Origin of the sequence: Mediterraneibacter sp. 210702-DFI.3.120 (assembly GCF_020561005.1) — a bacterium.
Lineage (GTDB): Bacteria > Bacillota > Clostridia > Lachnospirales > Lachnospiraceae > Mediterraneibacter > Mediterraneibacter faecis.
In genome coordinates, this window is the sequence record NZ_JAJCNG010000033.1 from 1 (window position 1) to 19,796 (window position 19,796).

Below are 19,796 nucleotides of genomic sequence, written 5' to 3' on the forward strand. Positions count from 1 at the left end.
TACAAGAACTTGTGAGTAGATAGATATTTATATCATCAAAAGCATACTCGTTGAAGTAGGAATGAAACATGGAAGTTTATAACTTTTTATAAGTTTTCAGTAACGGAAATGTGTCATGAAAGCCACAGGGATAGTCCGGAGGATAGATGATCTTGGAAGAATCGTAATTCCGAAAGAAATAAGAAGGACATTGCGGATCCGCGAAGGTGATCCACTGGAAATTTTTACAGACAGAGAAGGAAAGGTGATTTTAAAGAAATATTCTCCAATCGGTGAATTAGGAACACTGGCAGGGATTTATGCAGATAGTCTTTCAAAGACACTTGATTGTACAGTCTGTATTACTGATACGGATCAGGTGATCGCGGCAGCAGGAAACGGGAAGAAAGAACTTCAGGAAATGCTGTTGAGTGCAGAGCTGGCAGAAGTGTTTCAAGAAAGAAAGACCGTGTTGAAAAAGAGCAGTGACGCTGAGTTTGTAGCAATTACAAAAGACAGGAGTGAATACAGCGAGGAAATAATCAGTGTGATTCTCAGTGAAGGTGATATTGCAGGTGGAGTGATCTTTCTGCAGAAAAATGAGAAAAAGCATTTTGGAGAGATGGAAAAGAAGTTTGCGGCAGGCGCAGCAGATCTGCTTGGGAGGCAGTTAAGTTAAAAGTGTCATATTTTTCCGGGAGGATGCATAGAATAGTATCAGTGGAAAACCGGACATGCATCGAAAGGAAAAGAAAATGAGAGAAAATCATGGGAAAAAAGGGATAATATACGCAGAAAATTTAGTGAAGGCATTACTTTGCGCCTATCTGGTCACAGGAATGTTTCTGTTAATTCTTGCACTTCTCCTTTATAAAGCAGGATTGAGTGAAGAAAATGTGAATTTGGGAATTATTCTCATTTATGTAATAGGAACTTTTTCCGGTGGTTTTGTGATGGGAAAACTGGAAGGCCAAAAGAAGTTCCTCTGGGGGCTTGGAACCGGTGTGGTTTATTTTGTTCTATTACTGCTCATCTCATTTGGAATGTACCGTGAGGTTTCGTCAGGGACAGGAGATTTGTTTCTGACATTTGTACTTTGTACCGGAGGCGGAATGCTCGGAGGGATGGTCTCATGAAGAAAAACCAAAGGGATGTGTGAAAAAATACTTTAAAAACCTGGCTGTGTGTGCTATAATAGCGAAAGCAATATGTGCGAAGTTAGGAGGAGTAAAAATGAAACACATTAAAACACTGAATACACAGACACTGAACAACACAGTTAAAAAAGGTGGATGCGGAGAGTGCCAGACATCTTGCCAGTCTGCATGTAAGACATCCTGTACAGTAGGAAACCAGACTTGCGAAAACGCAAAATAAGAAAACCTGAAAGTGAAGATAATGTTGCTGCAGAGTTGCTTTGAGTGGTGATACTGCCTGCAATTATGCGAAAAACAGCAACAGGATTACAGGTGAGGCAGCGGTGCAAATCGCTGCCTTAAGCATGTTTTAGAAGTATCTGCTTAGAGCTGCATTGTGAAAATGCCGGGCTTTGAACAGTTACAAATAGATTTACAAATACATATAGAAAGCGAGGTATCCACGTGATACATCAGTACCAGAACAATGGATATAATATCGTCCTCGACGTGAACAGCGGAGCTGTACATGTTGTGGATCAGGAAGCGTATGATGTCATCGAAGTGCTTAATCGCATGAATGAAGATCATACAGTGGAGACATTGAAATCTCCGGAAACAGCAGAAGCATTGAAAAAAGAGCTTGGAGAGAAATATTCTGAGAAAGATCTGCTGGATATTTTAGAGGCAGTAACAGAACTGACGGAACAGGGACGTCTGTTCACAAAAGACATTTATGAGAGCTTTATCGACGTTGTAAAGCAGCGTAAGACAGTTGTTAAGGCTTTATGTCTTCATATTGCACATGACTGTAACCTTGCCTGTAAGTACTGCTTTGCGGAAGAGGGAGAATATCACGGCCGCAGAGCTTTGATGTCTTACGAGGTTGGTAAGAAAGCACTTGATTTCCTGATCGCGAATTCAGGAACAAGAAGAAACCTTGAAGTTGACTTCTTCGGTGGTGAGCCGCTGATGAACTGGCAGGTTGTCAAAGACCTGGTTGCTTACGGAAGAGAGCAGGAGAAACTTCATGACAAGCATTTCCGTTTCACACTTACAACAAACGGAGTTCTTTTGAACGATGAAGTTCAGGAGTTCGTGAACAAAGAGATGGACAACGTTGTCATCAGTCTTGACGGAAGAAAAGAAGTGAATGACCAGATGCGCCCGTTCCGTAACGGAAAAGGAAGCTATGATCTGATCGTTCCGAAGTTCCAGAAGCTGGCAGAGAGCCGTAATCAGGAGAAGTACTACATCAGAGGTACATTTACAAGAAATAACCTGGATTTTTCCAAGGATGTAGAACATTTCGCAGATCTTGGATTCAAGCAGATGTCAATCGAGCCTGTAGTAGGTGATGACACAGAACCATATGCAATCCAGAAAGAAGATCTTCCACAGATCTTTGAAGAATATGATAAACTCGCAAAATTCCTGATCGAGCGTGAGAAGAGCGGAAGAGGATTCAATTTCTTCCACTTCATGATCGATCTCGAAGGAGGACCGTGCGTGTCCAAGCGTCTGTCCGGCTGTGGTTCAGGTACAGAGTATCTGGCAGTGACACCGTGGGGAGATTTCTACCCATGTCATCAGTTTGTAGGACAGGAAGAATTCCTCATGGGAAATGTCGATGAGGGAATTACAAAACCGGAGATTGCGGAAGAATTCCGTGGATGCAGCGTATATTCCAAGGAAAGCTGCAGAACCTGCTTTGCCAGATTCTACTGCAGTGGTGGCTGTATGGCGAATTCTTACAAGTTCCACAATACGATCCATGATACTTACGAAGTGAGCTGTGAGATGGAGAGAAAACGTGTGGAATGTGCGATCATGATAAAGGCTGCCCTGGCGGATGAAGAACAATAAAGTTAGAGAGCAGCAGTCAAGAAAGGAAAGAAAGAGATGAAGAAAGGTAAGAGTATTCTCAGCCTCATTCTCGTAATCGCAGTTACAGCACTCTTCGGTATGACCTGTGTGCTTGGACTTGATTTAAAGGGAATGGGAGCTGCGAAGAACATCAATCTCGGTCTTGACCTGGAAGGCGGAGTCAGCATTACATATCAGGTAAAAGGTGACAAGCCATCTCAGGCAGACATGGATGACACCGTGTACAAGCTTCAGAAACGTGTGGAGCAGTACAGCACAGAGGCACAGGCTTATCAGGTTGGAGACAACCGTATCAGTATCGAGATTCCGGGTGTGAGCGACGCAAACAAGATTCTGGAAGAACTTGGACAGCCGGGTTCACTGTACTTTATCAAGCATAAAGACAGTGAGGGAAATGAAAACTATTCCCTGACAGCTTCCGGATATACACTGAATAAGTCAATCGACGAACTGAAAGATACAGACTCCATCGTACTGACAGGTACAGAAGTAAAGACAGCTTCAGCCGGAGTACTCAACGACTCAACAACAGGAAATAAAAAGTATGGTGTTGATCTTGAGTTGACAGATGAGGGTGCAGAGAAGTTCAAGACAGCAACAGAAGAAGCTTATAACAATAACCATGACACAATCGCTATTTACTATGATGGTTCTCTGATCAGCGTGCCAAGCGTAAATGCAGTGATTGAGAATGGAAAAGCTCAGATTTCAGGAAACATGGATTATGAAGAGGCTGATAACATCGCTTCTACAATCCGTATCGGTGGACTGAATCTGGAACTTGAAGAGCTTAGCTCAGAAGTTGTAGGAGCACAGCTTGGACAGGACGCTCTGAAAGGAAGTCTGATCGCAGGTATCATCGGTCTGGCAATCGTATGTGTATTCATGTGCTGGGTATACCTCCTTCCGGGACTTGCATCCAGCCTTGCACTGATCCTTTACACAGAATTGATCCTGATCCTTCTGAATGCATTTGACATCACACTGACACTTCCAGGTATCGCAGGTATCATCCTTGGTATCGGTATGGCGGTAGATGCGAACGTTATCATCTTCGCCCGTGTGAAAGAAGAGCTGACAGCAGGAAAGAGCGTACACGCTTCTCTGAAATCAGGATTCCAGAAAGCGATGTCCGCAATCGTTGACGGAAATATCACAACACTGATCGCAGCAGGCGTGCTGTGGCTTCGCGGAAGTGGTACTGTAAAGGGATTCGCCCAGACACTTGCACTTGGTATCGTCGTATCCATGTTTACAGCACTCGTGATCACAAGACTGATCATCTTTTCCTTCTATGGAGCAGGCATCCGCAATGAGAAAGTATACGGAAGACATCTGAAAGAACGTAAACCAGTTGATTTCCTTGGAAAGAAAAAGATTTTCTTCATTGTTTCCATCATCCTTTGCCTGGCCGGACCGGTCATGATGGGCGTGAACCATGCAAGAGGAATCGGCGCAATGAATTACAGCCTTGATTTTGTAGGCGGTACTTCAACAAATGTAACATTTGATAAAGAATATACACTGGAAGAGATCGACAGCCAGATGATCCCAAGCCTGGAAGAGATCACAGGAGATAAGAATATTCAGGTTCAGACAGTAAAAGACAGCAATCAGGTAGTTTTCAAGACACAGACACTTGATCTTGAGAAACGTGAAGCACTTGCTTCTTATCTGAATGAGAACTACGGGGTAGAGGTATCTGATATCGCTACAGAGAATATCAGCTCAACAGTAAGTTCCGAGATGAGAAGAGATGCTGTTATAGCTGTGATCATTGCTACAATCTGTATGCTGCTTTACATCTGGTTCCGTTTCAAAGATATTCGTTTCGCAACAAGTGCTGTTGTCGCACTGATGCATGACGTACTTGTAGTTCTTGGATTCTATGTGATCGCAAGAGTATCTGTCGGAAATACATTTATCGCATGTATGCTGACAATTGTCGGATATTCTATCAACGGTACGATCGTTATCTTTGACCGTATCCGTGAGGCGCTGGCAACAAAGAGCCGTACAGAAGATCTGAAGGATCTTGTAAACCGCTGTATTACTCAGACACTGACAAGAACGATCTATACAAACTTTACAACATTTGTCATGGTCGTTGCTCTGTATATCCTTGGTGTAAGCTCCATTAAGGAATTCGCTGCACCTCTGATGGTAGGTATCATCTGCGGTGGATATACATCCGTATGTATCACAGGTGCACTGTGGTATGTGATGAAGACAAGACTTGGTGAGGAAGCGAAGGCTGCGAGAGCAGCTTCCGGCACAAAGACAGTTTCTGTAAAAGCAGCAGACAAGAAAGAAGGAACTACTTCCACAGAGAGTAACGCAGCAGATACATCTGCAGACGACAGCTCCAAGAAGAAAAAAGGAAAGAAGACTTCTTTCAAGAACAAAAAGAGCAAAAAACGCTAAGAAATAAATAGCAGCCTGGAAACAGTAACGAAATAGAATCTGCCGTATCGGAAATGAAAAATGATTTTCGATACGGCAGATTTTTGCTATAATAAGAAAATATGATACTGACAGACTGGAGGGTATTTGGATGGAGAAATGGTTCGTCGCAATGAAAAAGGCGGATTTTAATGGAATAGCAGAGAAATATCAGATTTCCCCGATCATTGCACGACTGATGAGGAACCGTGATGTGATCGGAGATGAAGCAATTGATTTTTATCTGAATGGAACGGTGGAGGATCTGTATGACGGCTTACTGATGAAAGATATGGATCGTGCAGTAGATATTCTTAAGGAGAAAATAGAAGAGGGAAAGAAAATCCGTGTGATCGGTGATTATGATATTGATGGAGTCAATGCAACGTATATTTTGCAACAGGGGCTTGCAGGACTTGGGGCAGATGTCGATACGGATATTCCAGACAGGATCAAAGACGGATATGGATTGAATCAGATGCTGATCGACCGTGCACTGGAGGATGATGTAGACACGATCATCACCTGTGATAATGGAATTGCGGCAATGAACGAGATCGCTTACGGAAAAGAAAATGGGATGACGATCGTTGTGACAGATCACCATGAAGTTCCGTATCTGGAAGAAAATGGGAAGAAAAAATATCTCCTGCCACCGGCGGATGCAGTGGTCGATCCGCACAGAGCAGACTGTGAGTATCCATTTAAAGGGCTGTGCGGCGCAGCTGTAGCGTATAAGCTGGTTGAGGTTTTGTACAGAGTGTCTGGAAAGTCAGAGCAGGAGGTAGAGCATCTGCAGGAAAGACTGATGGAAAATGTTGCAATTGCCACGATCGGTGATGTGATGGATCTGGTTGGAGAGAATCGTGTCTTTGTGAAAAAGGGACTTGAGCTTCTGAAGACAACGAAGAATGAAGGGCTTCACGCATTGATGCAATGTACAGGGGTAGATACAGCGAACCTGAATACTTATCATATCGGATTTGTGATCGGACCGTGCATCAATGCCGGCGGAAGACTGGATACAGCCAAGCGTGCACTGGAACTCCTTAATGCATCGAACCGGAGAGAGGCAGTGACACTGGCAGCAGATCTGAAAGAATTAAATGACAGCCGGAAAGAAATGACTGAAGAAGGTGTAGAAGAAGCTGTCCGGCAGATCGAATCAAGTTCCTGGAAGGACGACCAGGTGCTGGTCGTGTATCTTCCAGAGTGTCACGAAAGTATCGCCGGAATTATTGCGGGGAGGATAAAGGAACGTTATTATCGTCCGACCTTTGTACTGACAAAGGGAGAGACAGGGGTGAAAGGTTCCGGACGGTCGATCGAAGCCTATGATATGTTTGCGGAAATGAGCCGCTGCAGGGAATTATTTACGAAGTTCGGAGGGCATAAGCTGGCAGCAGGACTTTCTTTAGAAGAGGAAAATGTCGAAGTTTTCCGGAAACGGATCAATGAACTGGCGGATCTGACAGAAGAGGATTTGCAGATGAAGGTGTCGATTGATATGCGGCTTCCATTTCCATATATTAATGAAGAGCTGATCCATGAGCTTAAGATATTGGAGCCTTTTGGAAAAGGCAATGGGAAACCGTTATTTGCAGAAAGTAAACTGCGTGTGATCCAGCCAAGAATCTTCGGAAAGAACCGGAATGTGCTGAAATGCAGACTGGAGGACCAGCAGGGAAATCAGATGGAAGCGGTTTATTTCGGAGAAGTGGAAGACTGTCTGCAGAAGATGGAAAAGAAACAGATCATGTCTTTTACATACTATCCATCCATCAATGAGTACATGGGACGAAGAACAATTCAGCTTACAATTGTCAATTATCAGTAGATAATATCAAAAAAACAGTACAAATTGCTTAAAATGAAGAAGAATGGGAAGTTCTTATTTGAAAAAGGGAAAAATAGTGATATACTAAATCATATTAATTGTTCAGAACTAAGGCGTTTTGTGTCTAAAATGCATTTGTCGGATATGCCATACTGACGAAATACGAAGCATTTTGGAAGTTGGATTTGAACAGAACACAGGATGAATGAAGGGGGAAGATGATATGGCAGGCACTCGGGAATATGAAGATCTGAATAAAAATCTGGAGATAGTGGACGGGCATGCAGTAAAAGCACCGGAGGATTATCAGGATCCGGAGGAGTTATATCAGGCCTTAATAGCTCGTGTGCGTAAGTATCACCCTTCTGCAGATATTACGATGATCGAGAAGGCCTATCAGATAGGCAAAGAAGCGCATAAGAATCAGTTCCGTAAATCCGGAGAACCTTATATCATCCATCCACTCTGGGTGGCAATCATACTTGCAGATCTCGAGATGGACAAAGAAACGATCGTGGCTGGAATGCTTCATGACGTGGTAGAAGATACGACAATGACACTCGATGAGATCTCAGCAGAGTTTGGTGAAGAGGTGGCACTTCTTGTAGACGGCGTTACCAAGCTGGGACAGTTGAACTATTCCCAGGACAAGCTGGAGGCCCAGGCAGAGAACTTAAGAAAGATGTTCCTTGCGATGGCGAAAGATATCCGTGTCATCATTGTAAAACTCGCAGACCGTCTGCACAACATGCGCACAATGGAGTTTATGACACCGGCAAAGCAGAAAGAGAAATCAAGAGAGACGATGGATATCTACGCTCCGATCGCCCAGCGTCTCGGTATTTCAAAGATCAAGACAGAACTCGATGACCTTTCTCTGAAATATTATCAGCCGGAAGTTTATAATCAGCTGGTGCATGATCTGAATGCACGTAAGACAGAACGTGAAGAATTTGTGCAACAGATCGTTGCTGAAGTATCAAAGCATATGAAGAATGCTGATATTGAAGCGAAAGTATACGGACGTGTAAAACATTTCTTCAGTATTTATAAGAAGATGGTGAATCAGAACAAGACACTTGATCAGGTGTATGACCTGTTCGCTGTCCGCATTATCGTAGATTCAGTGAAAGACTGTTACGCAGCACTTGGTGTGATCCATGAGATGTATACGCCGATTCCGGGACGTTTCAAGGATTATATTGCTATGCCGAAGGCGAATATGTACCAGTCTCTGCATACAACGCTGATCGGACCTTCCGGACAGCCGTTCGAGATCCAGATCCGTACAGAAGAGATGCATAAGACAGCGGAATATGGTATCGCAGCACACTGGAAATATAAAGAGACAGGCGGAAGCAACACGAAAGGACTGAACACACAGGAAGAGAAGCTGAACTGGCTGCGTCAGATCCTGGAATGGCAGAGAGACATGTCTGATAACCGTGAGTTCTTAAGCCTGCTGAAAGGTGACCTGGATCTGTTCCAGGAAGATGTATACTGCTTCACACCGAACGGGGATGTGAAGAACCTTCCGAATGGATCCACGCCGGTTGACTTCGCCTATGCGATCCACAGTGCAGTCGGCAATAAGATGGTTGGTGCCAGAGTGAATGGCAAGCTTGTGAACATTGATTATAAGATTCAGAACGGAGACCGAATCGAGATCCTTACATCTCAGAATTCCAAGGGACCGAGTCGTGACTGGCTGAATATCGTCAAGAGCACACAGGCAAAGAGCAAGATTAATTCATGGTTTAAGAAGGAATACAAAGAAGATAATATTATCCGTGGAAAGGATCTGATCAGTGCCTACTGTAAGAGCAAGGGGATTAATCTGCCGGATATCATCAAGCCGAAGTATCAGCAGATCGTTCAGAAGAAATACGGATTCCGTGACTGGGATGCAGTACTTGCGGCAATCGGACACGGCGGACTCAAAGAAGGTCAGGTTGTGAACCGCCTGCTGGAAGAGTACGAGAAAGAGCATAAGAAAGAGATCACGGATGAGAATATTTTGGAGAAGATCTCAGAAGCGAATAAACAGAGAGTCCACATTGCCAAATCAAAGAGCGGAATCGTAGTTAAGGGAATCAATGATATGGCAGTACGCTTCTCAAAGTGCTGTAATCCGGTGCCGGGAGATGAGATTGTCGGTTTTGTAACAAGAGGGCGCGGAATGTCGATCCACAGAACAGATTGTATCAATATCATCAATCTTTCTGATGTGGAGAGATCCCGTCTGATCACAGCAGAATGGGAGGATAATGATCTCGAAGAAGGCGGTCAGTATCTTGCAGAACTGAAGATATTTGCAGACGACAGAAGAGGACTTCTGCTGGATGTATCAAAGGTATTTACCGAAGAGAAGATTGACGTGAAGTCCATGAATACCCGGACGAGCAAGAAGGGTACGGCGACAATGGAGATGGGATTTGTTGTACACGGAAGAGAAGAATTGAATCGTGTGATCGGAAAGCTCAGACAGATTGAAAATGTAATTGATATTGAGAGAACAACAGGCTGATGGAGGAAAACGAATGAAGGTTGAAAGTATTGTACTGGGGTCAATTGGAACGAATTGCTATATTGTAACCAATGAAGAGACGAAGGAATGTTTTGCAGTGGATATGGCAGAATGTCCGCAGGAATATGTCAATTATATCAAGAACAATGGACTAGAAATGAAAGCATTGTTTCTGACACATGGACATTTTGACCACATCATGGGAATCGATGATTTCCTCAAAGCCTTTCCTGTGCCGGTTTACGCAGGCGAAGACGAACTTCCGGTGATCGAGGATGACCGCCTGAATGTTTCTTGTATGTACGGACCGAAATACGCATTCCACGGAGCACAGCCTGTAAGAGACGGTCAGGTGATCGAATGCGCAGGAATTGAAGTTGATGTACTTCATACACCGGGACATACCGTAGGAGGATGCTGCTATTACCTTCCAAAAGAACATAGATTGTTCAGTGGAGATACGCTGTTCTGTGCTTCCATCGGAAGAACAGACCTACCGACAGGAAGCAGCAGCCAGCTGGTCCGCTCTGTACAGGAGAAGATCATGACACTTCCGGATGATACAAAGATCTATCCGGGACATATGGAAGAGACATCAGTTCAGTTTGAGAAGGAGCATAATCCATTCATATGATAAAGATAGAAAGTAAGAAGAACAAATTTACTTATAACGTATACCATGTCACAAAAGCATTTTATCCAAAAGAGGATATCGTGCAGACAGTAGATGAGAAGCAAGAACCACTGGTGAAGATACATTTGCCGGAAGGGACTTGCTTTTCCCTTGCACCGGAAGAATGCGTGCAGACAGAAGATGTGCAGGAAGAGAAACGCGATGTAACGAAGAAAGTCTATCAGTTTCTCTCAAAGCAGACAGGACAGGAACTTGCCTGGGGAATGCTGACCGGAGTCCGTCCGACAAAGCTTGTAATGCAGAAAATCGAGCAGGGAATGACAAAAGAAGAAATCTTTGATTTTCTAAAAGAACAATATTGTGTTGGCGATAAAAAAGCACAGATTGCGTATGAGATTGCATGCCGTGAAAAGGCACTTCTTGATCAGTTGGACTGTAAAAATGGCTATAGCCTGTATGCAGGAATTCCATTCTGTCCAAGCATCTGCTCCTACTGCTCATTCAGCTCTTCACCAATCGCTGAGTGGAAAGATCAGGTCGATTGTTACCTTGATGCGATGATCAAAGAATTGAAAGCTACGGCAAAGCTGATGCAGGGAAAGACGCTGGATACCGTATATATCGGCGGCGGAACACCAACAACACTCGAGGCAGACCAGCTTGACCGTTTGCTTGGAACGATCCGGGAGAATTTTGACCTGGAGCATGTGCTTGAGTTTACAGTTGAAGCCGGAAGACCGGACAGTATCACACGAGAAAAGCTCGAAGTGATTCGCAAATATCCTGTAACCCGCATCTCTGTCAACCCACAGACAATGCAGCAGAAGACACTGGATCTTGTCGGAAGAAAACATACGGTAGAAGATGTAGAACAAATCTTCAACCTCGCACGTGAGCTTGGATTCGATAATATCAATATGGATCTGATCGCCGGACTTCCGGGAGAAGATGCGGCAGATATGCAGGATACACTTGAGAAGATCGAGAAGCTTCACCCGGACAGCCTGACAGTACACGCACTCGCGATCAAACGTGCTGCGAAGTTCGGTCAGGAAGGAAGAACGATGGATCCGGGGACTGAGATCACACAGATGGTCGAGGCGGCAGCAGCGTCAGCAGAACGCATGGGGCTTGTGCCATATTACCTGTATCGCCAGAAGAACATTGCCGGAAACTTCGAGAATGTTGGTTATGCAGAGCAGGACAAGGCTGGGGTGTATAACATTTTGATCATGGAAGAGAAACAGGCCATCCTAGCTTGCGGGGCCGGAGCATCCACCAAACGTGTATGGAATCTACCGGATGGTTATCACATCGAAAGATGCGAGAATGTCAAGGATATCAAGCAATACATCGCTAGAATCGATGAGATGATTGAACGAAAAAAAGCACTTTTTGAGAAGGATTGAAAATGAAAAATACCTCCATAAAAAGGGCTGGTACATTATTTGTACATTAAATTAGTTCAAAAATCTGTGAAAATCAGTGCTAAATAATACTAAATTTACTATATGACGTACAAGAAAACCTAATAACCTTACCTTAAAAGACGAATTCATTATGCTAAATGAGTTCGTCTTTTTTTCTGTTATTGTTTAAAACTTGCGAAAGGAGGAGGAAAAATGACATGTACAGCGTTAGGAGGAAACAGCAGATGTTAAAGATACGATTAATGGGAACGAAAAGTGATATTAGATGGTTTCAAAATTTTTTGCAGATTGATTCTGACATAGAGGTCTTAGAATTGATGGTAATGCAGGCCGCCCAACAGAGAATGGAAAAAGCAATCGGAAAAACAATACCGAAAAAGCAAATAAAGGCACCAGTTCCACCGATCAAAGCAAAGTATCCTATCATGGATTGGAAGAATCTTCCGTTTAATACAGCAGTCTGGAAAGAATCCGAAAAACTTGCAGGAAAAAGAAGGATATAAACATCCGGTGCGTGTCGTATATAATCCAAAAACAATGACCTATCGAACCATCTTAAATAAATCAAAGTTCCAAGTGAAAGAGGAATGGAATTTGTCCGGAACGATTGAACAGTGTATTATTCGATATGCATCAAAATTAGATGGAGATCAGATGAATGAAATCTTGTTGGGGTTGGAAGAAGGAATGACTGATGAGCAGGTGAAATCTTATTTTAAATTACCAGCAGATCAAATGAAGCAGTATCGAAGAGAACAGCTAGAGAAAGAATAAAAGAATCTAAAGCGGAAAGGAGTTTGTCAATTCTTTCCGCTTTAGATCTATTAGTGAATCGCTTTTATTATTAATCTTCTTTTAAACTAATGTAACGGTACACAGTGGATTCAGAAAGTTCTAATTGTTTGGCAATTTCTGAGATAGCACCTTTCATACGCGGAATTCCTTGGTTTGTAAGTTCCCAAACGATTTCCATTTTTTCCTGTCTGGTCATGCGTTCAGGCGGAATATTAGAGTCAGCAATCGTTTTAGAAATAATAGATTCTGCAAAAGAAACAATTGGAACATCTAGATTTTCTTCTACCATAGTGGTAGATCCAGTAATAGTTTCTCCCATTGTCATGGAAACTCCCATTGGTAAACAACCGACAAATTGCTGAGCCGCTTTCATGAAATTTGTGATAATGGTAGTATCTGTATTTAAACAAAGCATGCCAATTAGTTCACCATTATTTTTTATATAAAAAGTAGAAGCGATGAAATCCTTTCCTCTCGCTTTTGCAGTGTAATTTACCAAATAGTCTTGTGTCGTATACGCTTGATTGTTTGTGACTTGGAATGCAAAGTCTGTAAGCGAACTTCCAATGGTTCGTCCAGAGTGGAATCCGTTTTGAATTGCAATAACAGAATGTTCTGGATTAGACACATCATGTAGCACAATTTCGGTGTTTTCACCTAATATTTCACTAAAAAAATTGACAATAGGGACGAAAATGGAAAGAATCTCTTTGTTAGTCATTATGAATACTTCCTTTACTGTTTTTATAATTTTAATATACATGTTATACAAAAATAAGTCAATAAAATTGTAATAATAGTAAAAAATTATTTTTTTGATAAGAAATTATTGTAAACAAAAACGTAGGGGTGTAAGATGTGATTAACAGAAAAAAATAAGGGAGGTGAACCTAATATGAAGGAAAAAATTGAATCAATGAAAGCTCCAGCAGCAATTGGACCATATTCACAGGCAGTGAATAACGGTGGATTGGTATTTGTATCAGGACAGTTACCAATCGATTGTGAAACTGGTGAATTTGTATCTGATGACGTATCAGATCAGACACGTCAATCGCTCGAGAATATTAAGTCAATTTTAGCCGAAGTTGGATACGATATGGATCGGATTTTAAAAACAACTGTATACCTTCAAGATATGAACGATTTTTCGGCAATGAATCAGGTTTATGAGACATATTTTACAGCCCCATATCCTGCTCGAGCAGCATTTCAAGTTGCAAAGCTTCCGAAAGGTGCAAAGGTAGAGATTGAAGCAGTTGCAATGTGAGTGTTTACGAAAACGAGTAAACTAAAGGAAAGATGAGAAGAGGTGCATCTTATGGATGAAAACAAAAAATTAGAGTTTCGTGGTAGTAGTTTTATGGCATTAGTTCCATTTGCAATCTTTATTGTTATTACAATTGCATTATCATTCTTTAATGCGGCTGATACAAACATGATGATCGGCGCAGGTGTTATCGGTTTGTTAGTCGGAATGTTTTTCGCAAAGAATCTTAATGATTATTGGGACGTTATATTGGAAGGTTTAGGTTCAAAAGTTGCAATGACAGCAGTAATGTTGTGGTTAGTTGTAGGAATTTATGGAAATATTTTGAACCGTGGACAGATTGTAGAAGGTTTGGTTTGGTTAAGTGTAAAAATTCATGTTAGTGGAGCAGCATTTACAGTTGCAGCATTTATCTTTGCGGCAGTATTTGCAATGGCAACAGGTTCTGGTTTCGGAACAATTTCTACAATGAGTTTTATTCTTTATCCAGCAGGTATTTTGTTAGGATCAAATCCGGCAGTATTGGCAGGTGCAATTCTTTCAGGAGCAGCAGTTGGAGATAATATTGCTCCAGTTTCAGATACAGCAATTATCGCTTCTTCCAGTCAGGAATATCAGAATAGAGAAGGAGTTGCTGATATTGGAAGTACAGTAAAAACAAGAGCAAAATTTGTTGTTATTGCAGGTGTTATTTCCATTATCTTATTCTTTATTTTTGGTGGTGCAGGTGAAGCAACAGATGCAGAACAGGCAGAAATGTTATTAGCACAGTATCAGAATCCGAAAGGACTGTTACTTTTAATTCCGACAATTCTGGTTATTGCGTTAGCAATCAAAGGCATTAATATTTTTGCAGCATTAGGAACAGGAATCATTACAGCATCCGTAATTGGTCTTGCAGCAGGCTTATTCCCAGCTTCAGCGTTATTCTCAATGAAAGACGGTGTGATTTCAGGAGCAATTCCTGAAGGTGTTGCAGGAATGACAACAGTAAGTATCGTATTGATTTTGGTTGTTGCTATGGGAAATATGCTTGTTAAAAGTGGCTGTATGGAAGCAATCGTTGATTGGATGAATAATACGATAATCAAGACTCCTAGAGGCGCAGAAGTAGCTATTTGGGTATTAGCAACAATTTTTGGTATTTTGATTGCAGCGATTAACACAATTGCAAATATTTGTGTGGCACCATTTGTTAATGCAGTAGGTAAGAAGAATAATCTTCATCCATATAGACGTACAGATATTCTTGCAACAACAATTTGTTCCTTCCCATTCTTCCTTCCATTCGGAGGATGTGTACTGTTATTGTTAGGTGGAATTTCTTCTATGATGGATACATACCCATTCCTTCCTAAATTAGGTGGAGCTGATATGATGTTTACAACATTTTATAGTTGGGCAATTTGGATTGTAATGCTTATTGTATGTTTGACAGGATGGGGACGAGCTTTTGAAGGCGAGAATGGAGAATATATCCCTGCAAAAGAAATGAAAAAGAATAAGTAATAGACGTACAAAATAAGAAGCAAGTAAATAAGGAGGTTTTTACTATGCATGAATTGTCAAAGATGATCAAAGATGATATGAAGCCAGCATTAGGCGTAACAGAACCGGGCGCAATCGCATTTGCAGTAGCAAAGGCAAGAAGTTTCACTAAGGGCGATATTAAGAAAGTCAATGTTGCAATGAATAGTGGAATGTATAAAAATGCATTTACTTGTGGAATCCCAAACAGTAATGAAGTAGGTAATATATTTGCAGCTGCATTAGGTGTAGTAGCAGGAAATGCAGACAAGGGATTGGAGTCTCTTGCAGATGTTACACCTGAAGATAATGTAAAAGCGCAGGAAATGATTGATCAGGGCAAGATTACAGTTGAACTGAGTGGCATTACAAGTCGTATTTTTATTGAAGCTACAGTGGAGACAGAAGAAGATAAGGCAATCGTAACAATTCGTGACTCTCATACTAATATCACAAAAATTATAGTGAACGATAAAGTCGAACTGGAAACAGAGGATGAGAAAAAGACAGAAGAAGATGGCGGTGAAGAAGAATCTCATTCTATTCATAAATATACTTTACAACAATTATACGATTATGTAACAACAGTAGATATTGAAGAAATTCGTTTTATTAACGAAGCATACAAAGTAAACCTGGAATTGTTCCATGAAGGTTTGGAAAATCCAAGAACAACATTTGCAAGACAGTTGTTAGCTATTAATAATGGAAAAGAAGTTTCTGACGATGAGCAGAAAACAGCATCTTTGATGTGTAATGCAGCAATTGAGGCACGAGTTATTGGTTTGGATAAACCTGCTATGAGTATTACAGGTTCTGGAGCACATGGAATTATCGCTACAATGCCATTATATGCAGCGTATAAAGTAAATGGATACACAGAAGAACAGTTGCTTCGTGCAACAGCCTTGAGTTATCTTGTATGTATGTACATAAAAGAGTATTCAGGACGATTATCAGCATTCTGTGGCTGTGCTATCGCTGCAGGTTCTGGTATGGCATGTGCACTGGTTTATTTACGCGGTGGAACAGTCGAAATGATGGCTCATACATTGAATAACATGGCAAGTAGTATTACAGGTATGATTTGTGATGGCGGAAACCAGGGATGTACAATGAAGGGAGTTGCAGCGGTAGATGCAGCGTATAAATCAGTTGAATTTGCAATGAATGGTATTTATATTTCAGAAGTGCATGGAATTAATGGAAATACACCGGAAGAGACTATGCGAAATATGGGACTGATTGCTTCACCTGGAATGGTTGGCACAGAGAAAACAATTGTTGAGATTTTTGAAGACAAGCTGAAAAAGTAATATTTTTTAATTTTTAATCCCAAAAAGAGGCGGATATCAATGGAACAACCCAGAGATATTCGCCTCTTTGGAAATATTACAACATCACATTATTTTTTACAATAATATTATATATTGATTTTGGATTATAGTGTTCTGAAATCGTTGTAAGAAATTTATGATATTGTTTCGAAGTCATTTTTTATTTAATTAATAAGATCATCTTTCATCATTTCTAAGTTAGTTATAAAGTTCCCCTTTTATCTATACGATGATTCTTGTAATCATTGTACATACAGACATTGAATAGATATGACTCTACTATACTTAACTTCAAATTACAAAGCAAGATTTTAAAGAAAATGCAATAAAGTGTTGCATGTTCCGGTAAAAATTTGGAATGTGCAATACTAAAATAACAGCTGTACACATGTTTTTTAGCAGACTTATTATATATAGCATAATCAAAGCAGAAAATGTAATAAGTAGTATAGCAGCGTGTCGGACAGTTATATTATCAAGAGATAACTTCCATAAATATTTCTACAAGAACTGGTGAACTTCCTTATCTGTAGCAATCCAAGTGTTATCATAGGAACTATCAGTGGTCTTCATTTCGTGGATGTATAATTTCCCATTGGAGATTCTATATTCTCTTTTATAAGCCCCACCTTTGTTACTATTATAGGTAGTGTTTACTATAAATCCAGTGTTTGAGTCGAGAAGTATTTGACGGTTGTTTTTTGTTAATCTAATTAATCTAAGTTTATCAAAAGTATACATTTTTCACCTATCAAAAATCATATTTTTTAGGATTCAGTCCAGAAGCTATAAGCAGTTTCTTTCGTTCTTCAGGATCCATAAATTCTAATTCAGTAGGATCCAGTCCGGATAATTCCAATTCAGTTTTTGTAGTATTTTGATCTTTCATATTATTACGTCACCCACGTTAATATTAGATATCCATTGTAACATAATTATGATAGAGGTGTGTATAAAAATTTGACAGAGAGTGTTGTTTTTGTCAGAAGAAAAATACTAATAGGGATTTTTATAGTGATTATAAGCACATATATGAAGATGTTGATAAAGTGATAAAGAAACATGTTACGTGGTTAGAATAATATTAATATGAAGAACTATGGTTTCTTTCAGAACATATTTCGTAGAGTAAACAACGATAAGATTTTTTGCAGTGTTTGAATATATTTGTATTGACGTTCAATTTCAATCCAGTTGCCATGGCATAGTGAGTTTGCCTCTTCTAATTCATAACATGTAAGTTCATAATCTGTCCAAAGTGGACAGGAATGATTCTTGCTAAAAGCACAATGGTTTTTCATAAATTCCTCCTAAAATTCATTTAAAATCTGTCGGCGATCATATCACAGTCTTTGGATTCGATATCGCATATTATGGAATCGTCATAGGAATCGGAATACTTGCGGGACTTATGATGGCGGTAATGGAAGCAAAGCGTACGCATCAGAACGTAGAAGATTATAATGATCTGGCAATATATGGAGTTATCTTTTCAATTATCGGAGCAAGGGCATATTATGTGATTTTCTCCTGGGATATGTATAAAGACGATATTAAGAACATCATTAACATCCGTGAGGGCGGTCTTGCCATATACGGCGGTGTGATCACGGCAATTGTTGTAGTATTTATATTTGCAAAAATAAAAGGATTATCACCGTTCCTGTTATTTGACACAGGCAGATTCGGTCTGATCACCGGACAGATGATCGGAAGATGGGGGAACTTTTTTAATCGAGAAGCATTCGGCGAATATACAAATGGCTTATTTGTCATGAGACTTCCGGTCTCTCAGCTGTTGGCAGGCACGATTGTAGTGATATCCGCTATACTGATCATTGCAGGAAGAAAAAAAGCAGCAGCTTTACAAAAATAGTCCGGCTGCCGCAAATATAATCGAATACAGAAAAAAATCCCGGTATGTGAAAGGACAATGAGCTGGATGCTCAAAAATGTCTGATTCACATACCGGGATTTTTTATTCATATTACATATCAATCTTACTGAGTGCTGCTTCATCAGCTACAATCGTAACATCATTATGTAACTGAAGAATAGAAGCAGGAACTTTCGGAGTAATTGGTCCGTATAAGACCTCTTTTAAGATATCCGCCTTATCTTCTCCGCTTACAACAACCAGAATTTTCTTGGCCTGCATGATATTCTTGATTCCCATTGTATAAGCCTGTCTCGGAACATCATCTTCAGATTCGAAGAAACGCTTATTGGCTTCAATTGTACTTTCTGTCAGATCTACGCAGTGTGTCTCTTTCTCAAAAGCGGCACCTGGTTCGTTGAATCCGATATGTCCGTTGTGTCCAAGACCGAGAAGCTGGAGGTCTACACCGCCCTGCTTACGGATGACTGCATTATAATCGTTGCAGGCTTTCTCGGAATCTGCTTCCAGTCCGTCCGGAACGAAAGTACGGGTTTTGTCGATGTTTACATGATCAAAGAGATTGGTATTCATGAAATATCTGTAGCTCTGATCATTTTCAGGACTGAGTCCTTTGTATTCATCGAGGTTTACACTTGTAACCTGGGAAAAATCAAGATCCCCTTTCTTATACCATTCGATCAGCTGTTTATATGTACCGACCGGTGAAGATCCGGTTGCAAGTCCAAGTACACAGTTTGGCTTCATAATAATCTGTGCAGAAATGATGTTTGCGGCCTTACGGCTCATATCCTGATAGTCTTTTGCTTTATAAATTACCATAATAAAATCTCTCCTTATTCTATTGTTTTTTTGTTTCTGAATATTAGTATATACATTATAAATGAATTTTCAAGTAAAATAGCATGAACTGAAACTACTTTCAAAAGTGGAAAGAAATTACCTGGAATTGTGCATATTGCATAAAAAACGGATTTTGAAATAGGCAAAACAGAGAGAAGTATTGAAAAGGATGAAAGAAGTTTCAAGAACTGAAAAGGTACTTGAAAATAAAATCGAACAATACTATACTGATTGCAGAACGAAGGAGGGAACAAA

The 19,796-nt window shown here is 40.7% G+C and carries 18 protein-coding genes and 1 pseudogene; 15 read left to right on the forward strand and 4 right to left on the reverse strand.

Annotated elements, in window-relative coordinates:
* Positions 1-115: 115 nt before the first annotated feature.
* From LI162_RS13895 to LI162_RS13945, 11 genes are all read left to right on the forward strand, one after another.
* Positions 116-658, forward strand: a complete 543-nt coding sequence (locus LI162_RS13895; RefSeq protein ID WP_020436927.1) for a stage V sporulation T C-terminal domain-containing protein — start codon at positions 116-118, stop codon at positions 656-658.
* Between the two features lie 76 nt (positions 659-734).
* Complete coding sequence (locus tag LI162_RS13900) at positions 735-1,115, forward strand: TIGR04086 family membrane protein (protein ID WP_020436926.1); 381 nt, start codon at positions 735-737, stop codon at positions 1,113-1,115.
* A 97-nt stretch (positions 1,116-1,212) separates the two neighbouring features.
* Positions 1,213-1,356, forward strand: coding sequence for a six-cysteine ranthipeptide SCIFF (gene scfA, locus LI162_RS13905; RefSeq protein WP_015528090.1), 144 nt, complete (start codon positions 1,213-1,215; stop codon positions 1,354-1,356).
* A gap of 224 nt (positions 1,357-1,580) precedes the next feature.
* The gene (gene scfB, locus LI162_RS13910; protein ID WP_020436924.1) at positions 1,581-2,981 is read left to right on the forward strand and encodes a thioether cross-link-forming SCIFF peptide maturase; all 1,401 of its coding nucleotides are present in this window, start codon (positions 1,581-1,583) and stop codon (positions 2,979-2,981) included.
* A gap of 36 nt (positions 2,982-3,017) precedes the next feature.
* Positions 3,018-5,426, forward strand: a complete 2,409-nt coding sequence (locus LI162_RS13915; RefSeq protein ID WP_020436923.1) for a protein translocase subunit SecDF — start codon at positions 3,018-3,020, stop codon at positions 5,424-5,426.
* 130 nt (positions 5,427-5,556) lie between these two features.
* Positions 5,557-7,281, forward strand: a complete 1,725-nt coding sequence (gene recJ, locus LI162_RS13920) for a single-stranded-DNA-specific exonuclease RecJ (RefSeq protein ID WP_020436922.1) — start codon at positions 5,557-5,559, stop codon at positions 7,279-7,281.
* 223 nt (positions 7,282-7,504) lie between these two features.
* Entirely contained in the window at positions 7,505-9,808 is a 2,304-nt protein-coding gene (locus LI162_RS13925; RefSeq protein WP_020436921.1) for a RelA/SpoT family protein, read from the forward strand.
* Positions 9,809-9,821: 13 nt separating this feature from the next.
* Positions 9,822-10,442, forward strand: coding sequence for an MBL fold metallo-hydrolase (locus tag LI162_RS13930; RefSeq protein ID WP_015528086.1), 621 nt, complete (start codon positions 9,822-9,824; stop codon positions 10,440-10,442).
* Positions 10,439-11,851 (forward strand): coproporphyrinogen dehydrogenase HemZ, encoded by a 1,413-nt coding sequence (gene hemZ, locus LI162_RS13935; protein WP_020436920.1) that lies wholly within the window; start codon positions 10,439-10,441, stop codon positions 11,849-11,851. The genes LI162_RS13930 and hemZ overlap by 4 nt, the downstream gene beginning before the upstream one ends.
* 245 nt (positions 11,852-12,096) lie before the next feature.
* Complete coding sequence (locus LI162_RS13940) at positions 12,097-12,375, forward strand: hypothetical protein (protein WP_020436919.1); 279 nt, start codon at positions 12,097-12,099, stop codon at positions 12,373-12,375.
* Positions 12,353-12,646, forward strand: coding sequence for a hypothetical protein (locus LI162_RS13945; protein WP_055157311.1), 294 nt, complete (start codon positions 12,353-12,355; stop codon positions 12,644-12,646). The genes LI162_RS13940 and LI162_RS13945 overlap by 23 nt, the downstream gene beginning before the upstream one ends.
* Positions 12,647-12,716: 70 nt before the next feature.
* Here the strand turns inward: LI162_RS13945 and LI162_RS13950 are convergent, their stop codons facing one another.
* On the reverse strand, positions 12,717-13,388 hold the full coding sequence (locus LI162_RS13950; protein ID WP_055157309.1) for a helix-turn-helix transcriptional regulator: 672 nt from the start codon (positions 13,386-13,388) through the stop codon (positions 12,717-12,719).
* A gap of 174 nt (positions 13,389-13,562) precedes the next feature.
* On the opposite strand from LI162_RS13950, the gene LI162_RS13955 reads away from it, so the two are divergent.
* From LI162_RS13955 to LI162_RS13965, 3 genes are read left to right on the forward strand one after another with little or no spacing between them, the layout of a single operon-like run.
* On the forward strand, positions 13,563-13,937 hold the full coding sequence (locus LI162_RS13955) for a RidA family protein (RefSeq protein ID WP_055157307.1): 375 nt from the start codon (positions 13,563-13,565) through the stop codon (positions 13,935-13,937).
* A 51-nt stretch (positions 13,938-13,988) separates the two neighbouring features.
* A complete protein-coding gene (locus LI162_RS13960; RefSeq protein ID WP_055157306.1) occupies positions 13,989-15,446 on the forward strand; it encodes a Na+/H+ antiporter NhaC family protein in 1,458 nt (485 codons plus the stop codon).
* A gap of 44 nt (positions 15,447-15,490) precedes the next feature.
* The gene (locus tag LI162_RS13965) at positions 15,491-16,780 is read left to right on the forward strand and encodes an L-cysteine desulfidase family protein (protein WP_055157304.1); all 1,290 of its coding nucleotides are present in this window, start codon (positions 15,491-15,493) and stop codon (positions 16,778-16,780) included.
* Positions 16,781-17,552: 772 nt separating this feature from the next.
* Here LI162_RS13965 and LI162_RS13970 read toward each other — a convergent pair.
* Positions 17,553-17,690, reverse strand: coding sequence for a hypothetical protein (locus LI162_RS13970; protein ID WP_155204938.1), 138 nt, complete (start codon positions 17,688-17,690; stop codon positions 17,553-17,555).
* A 220-nt stretch (positions 17,691-17,910) separates the two neighbouring features.
* Complete coding sequence (locus tag LI162_RS15955) at positions 17,911-18,102, reverse strand: mobility-associated LCxxNW protein (protein ID WP_055157300.1); 192 nt, start codon at positions 18,100-18,102, stop codon at positions 17,911-17,913.
* A gap of 2 nt (positions 18,103-18,104) precedes the next feature.
* Between LI162_RS15955 and LI162_RS13980 the strand changes: the two are divergent.
* Positions 18,105-18,614, forward strand: a pseudogene (locus tag LI162_RS13980) (prolipoprotein diacylglyceryl transferase); the annotation flags it as partial.
* 174 nt (positions 18,615-18,788) lie between these two features.
* Here the strand turns inward: LI162_RS13980 and nagB are convergent.
* Entirely contained in the window at positions 18,789-19,520 is a 732-nt protein-coding gene (gene nagB, locus LI162_RS13985) for a glucosamine-6-phosphate deaminase (RefSeq protein WP_055157296.1), read from the reverse strand.
* Between the last annotated feature and the right edge of the window lie 276 nt (positions 19,521-19,796).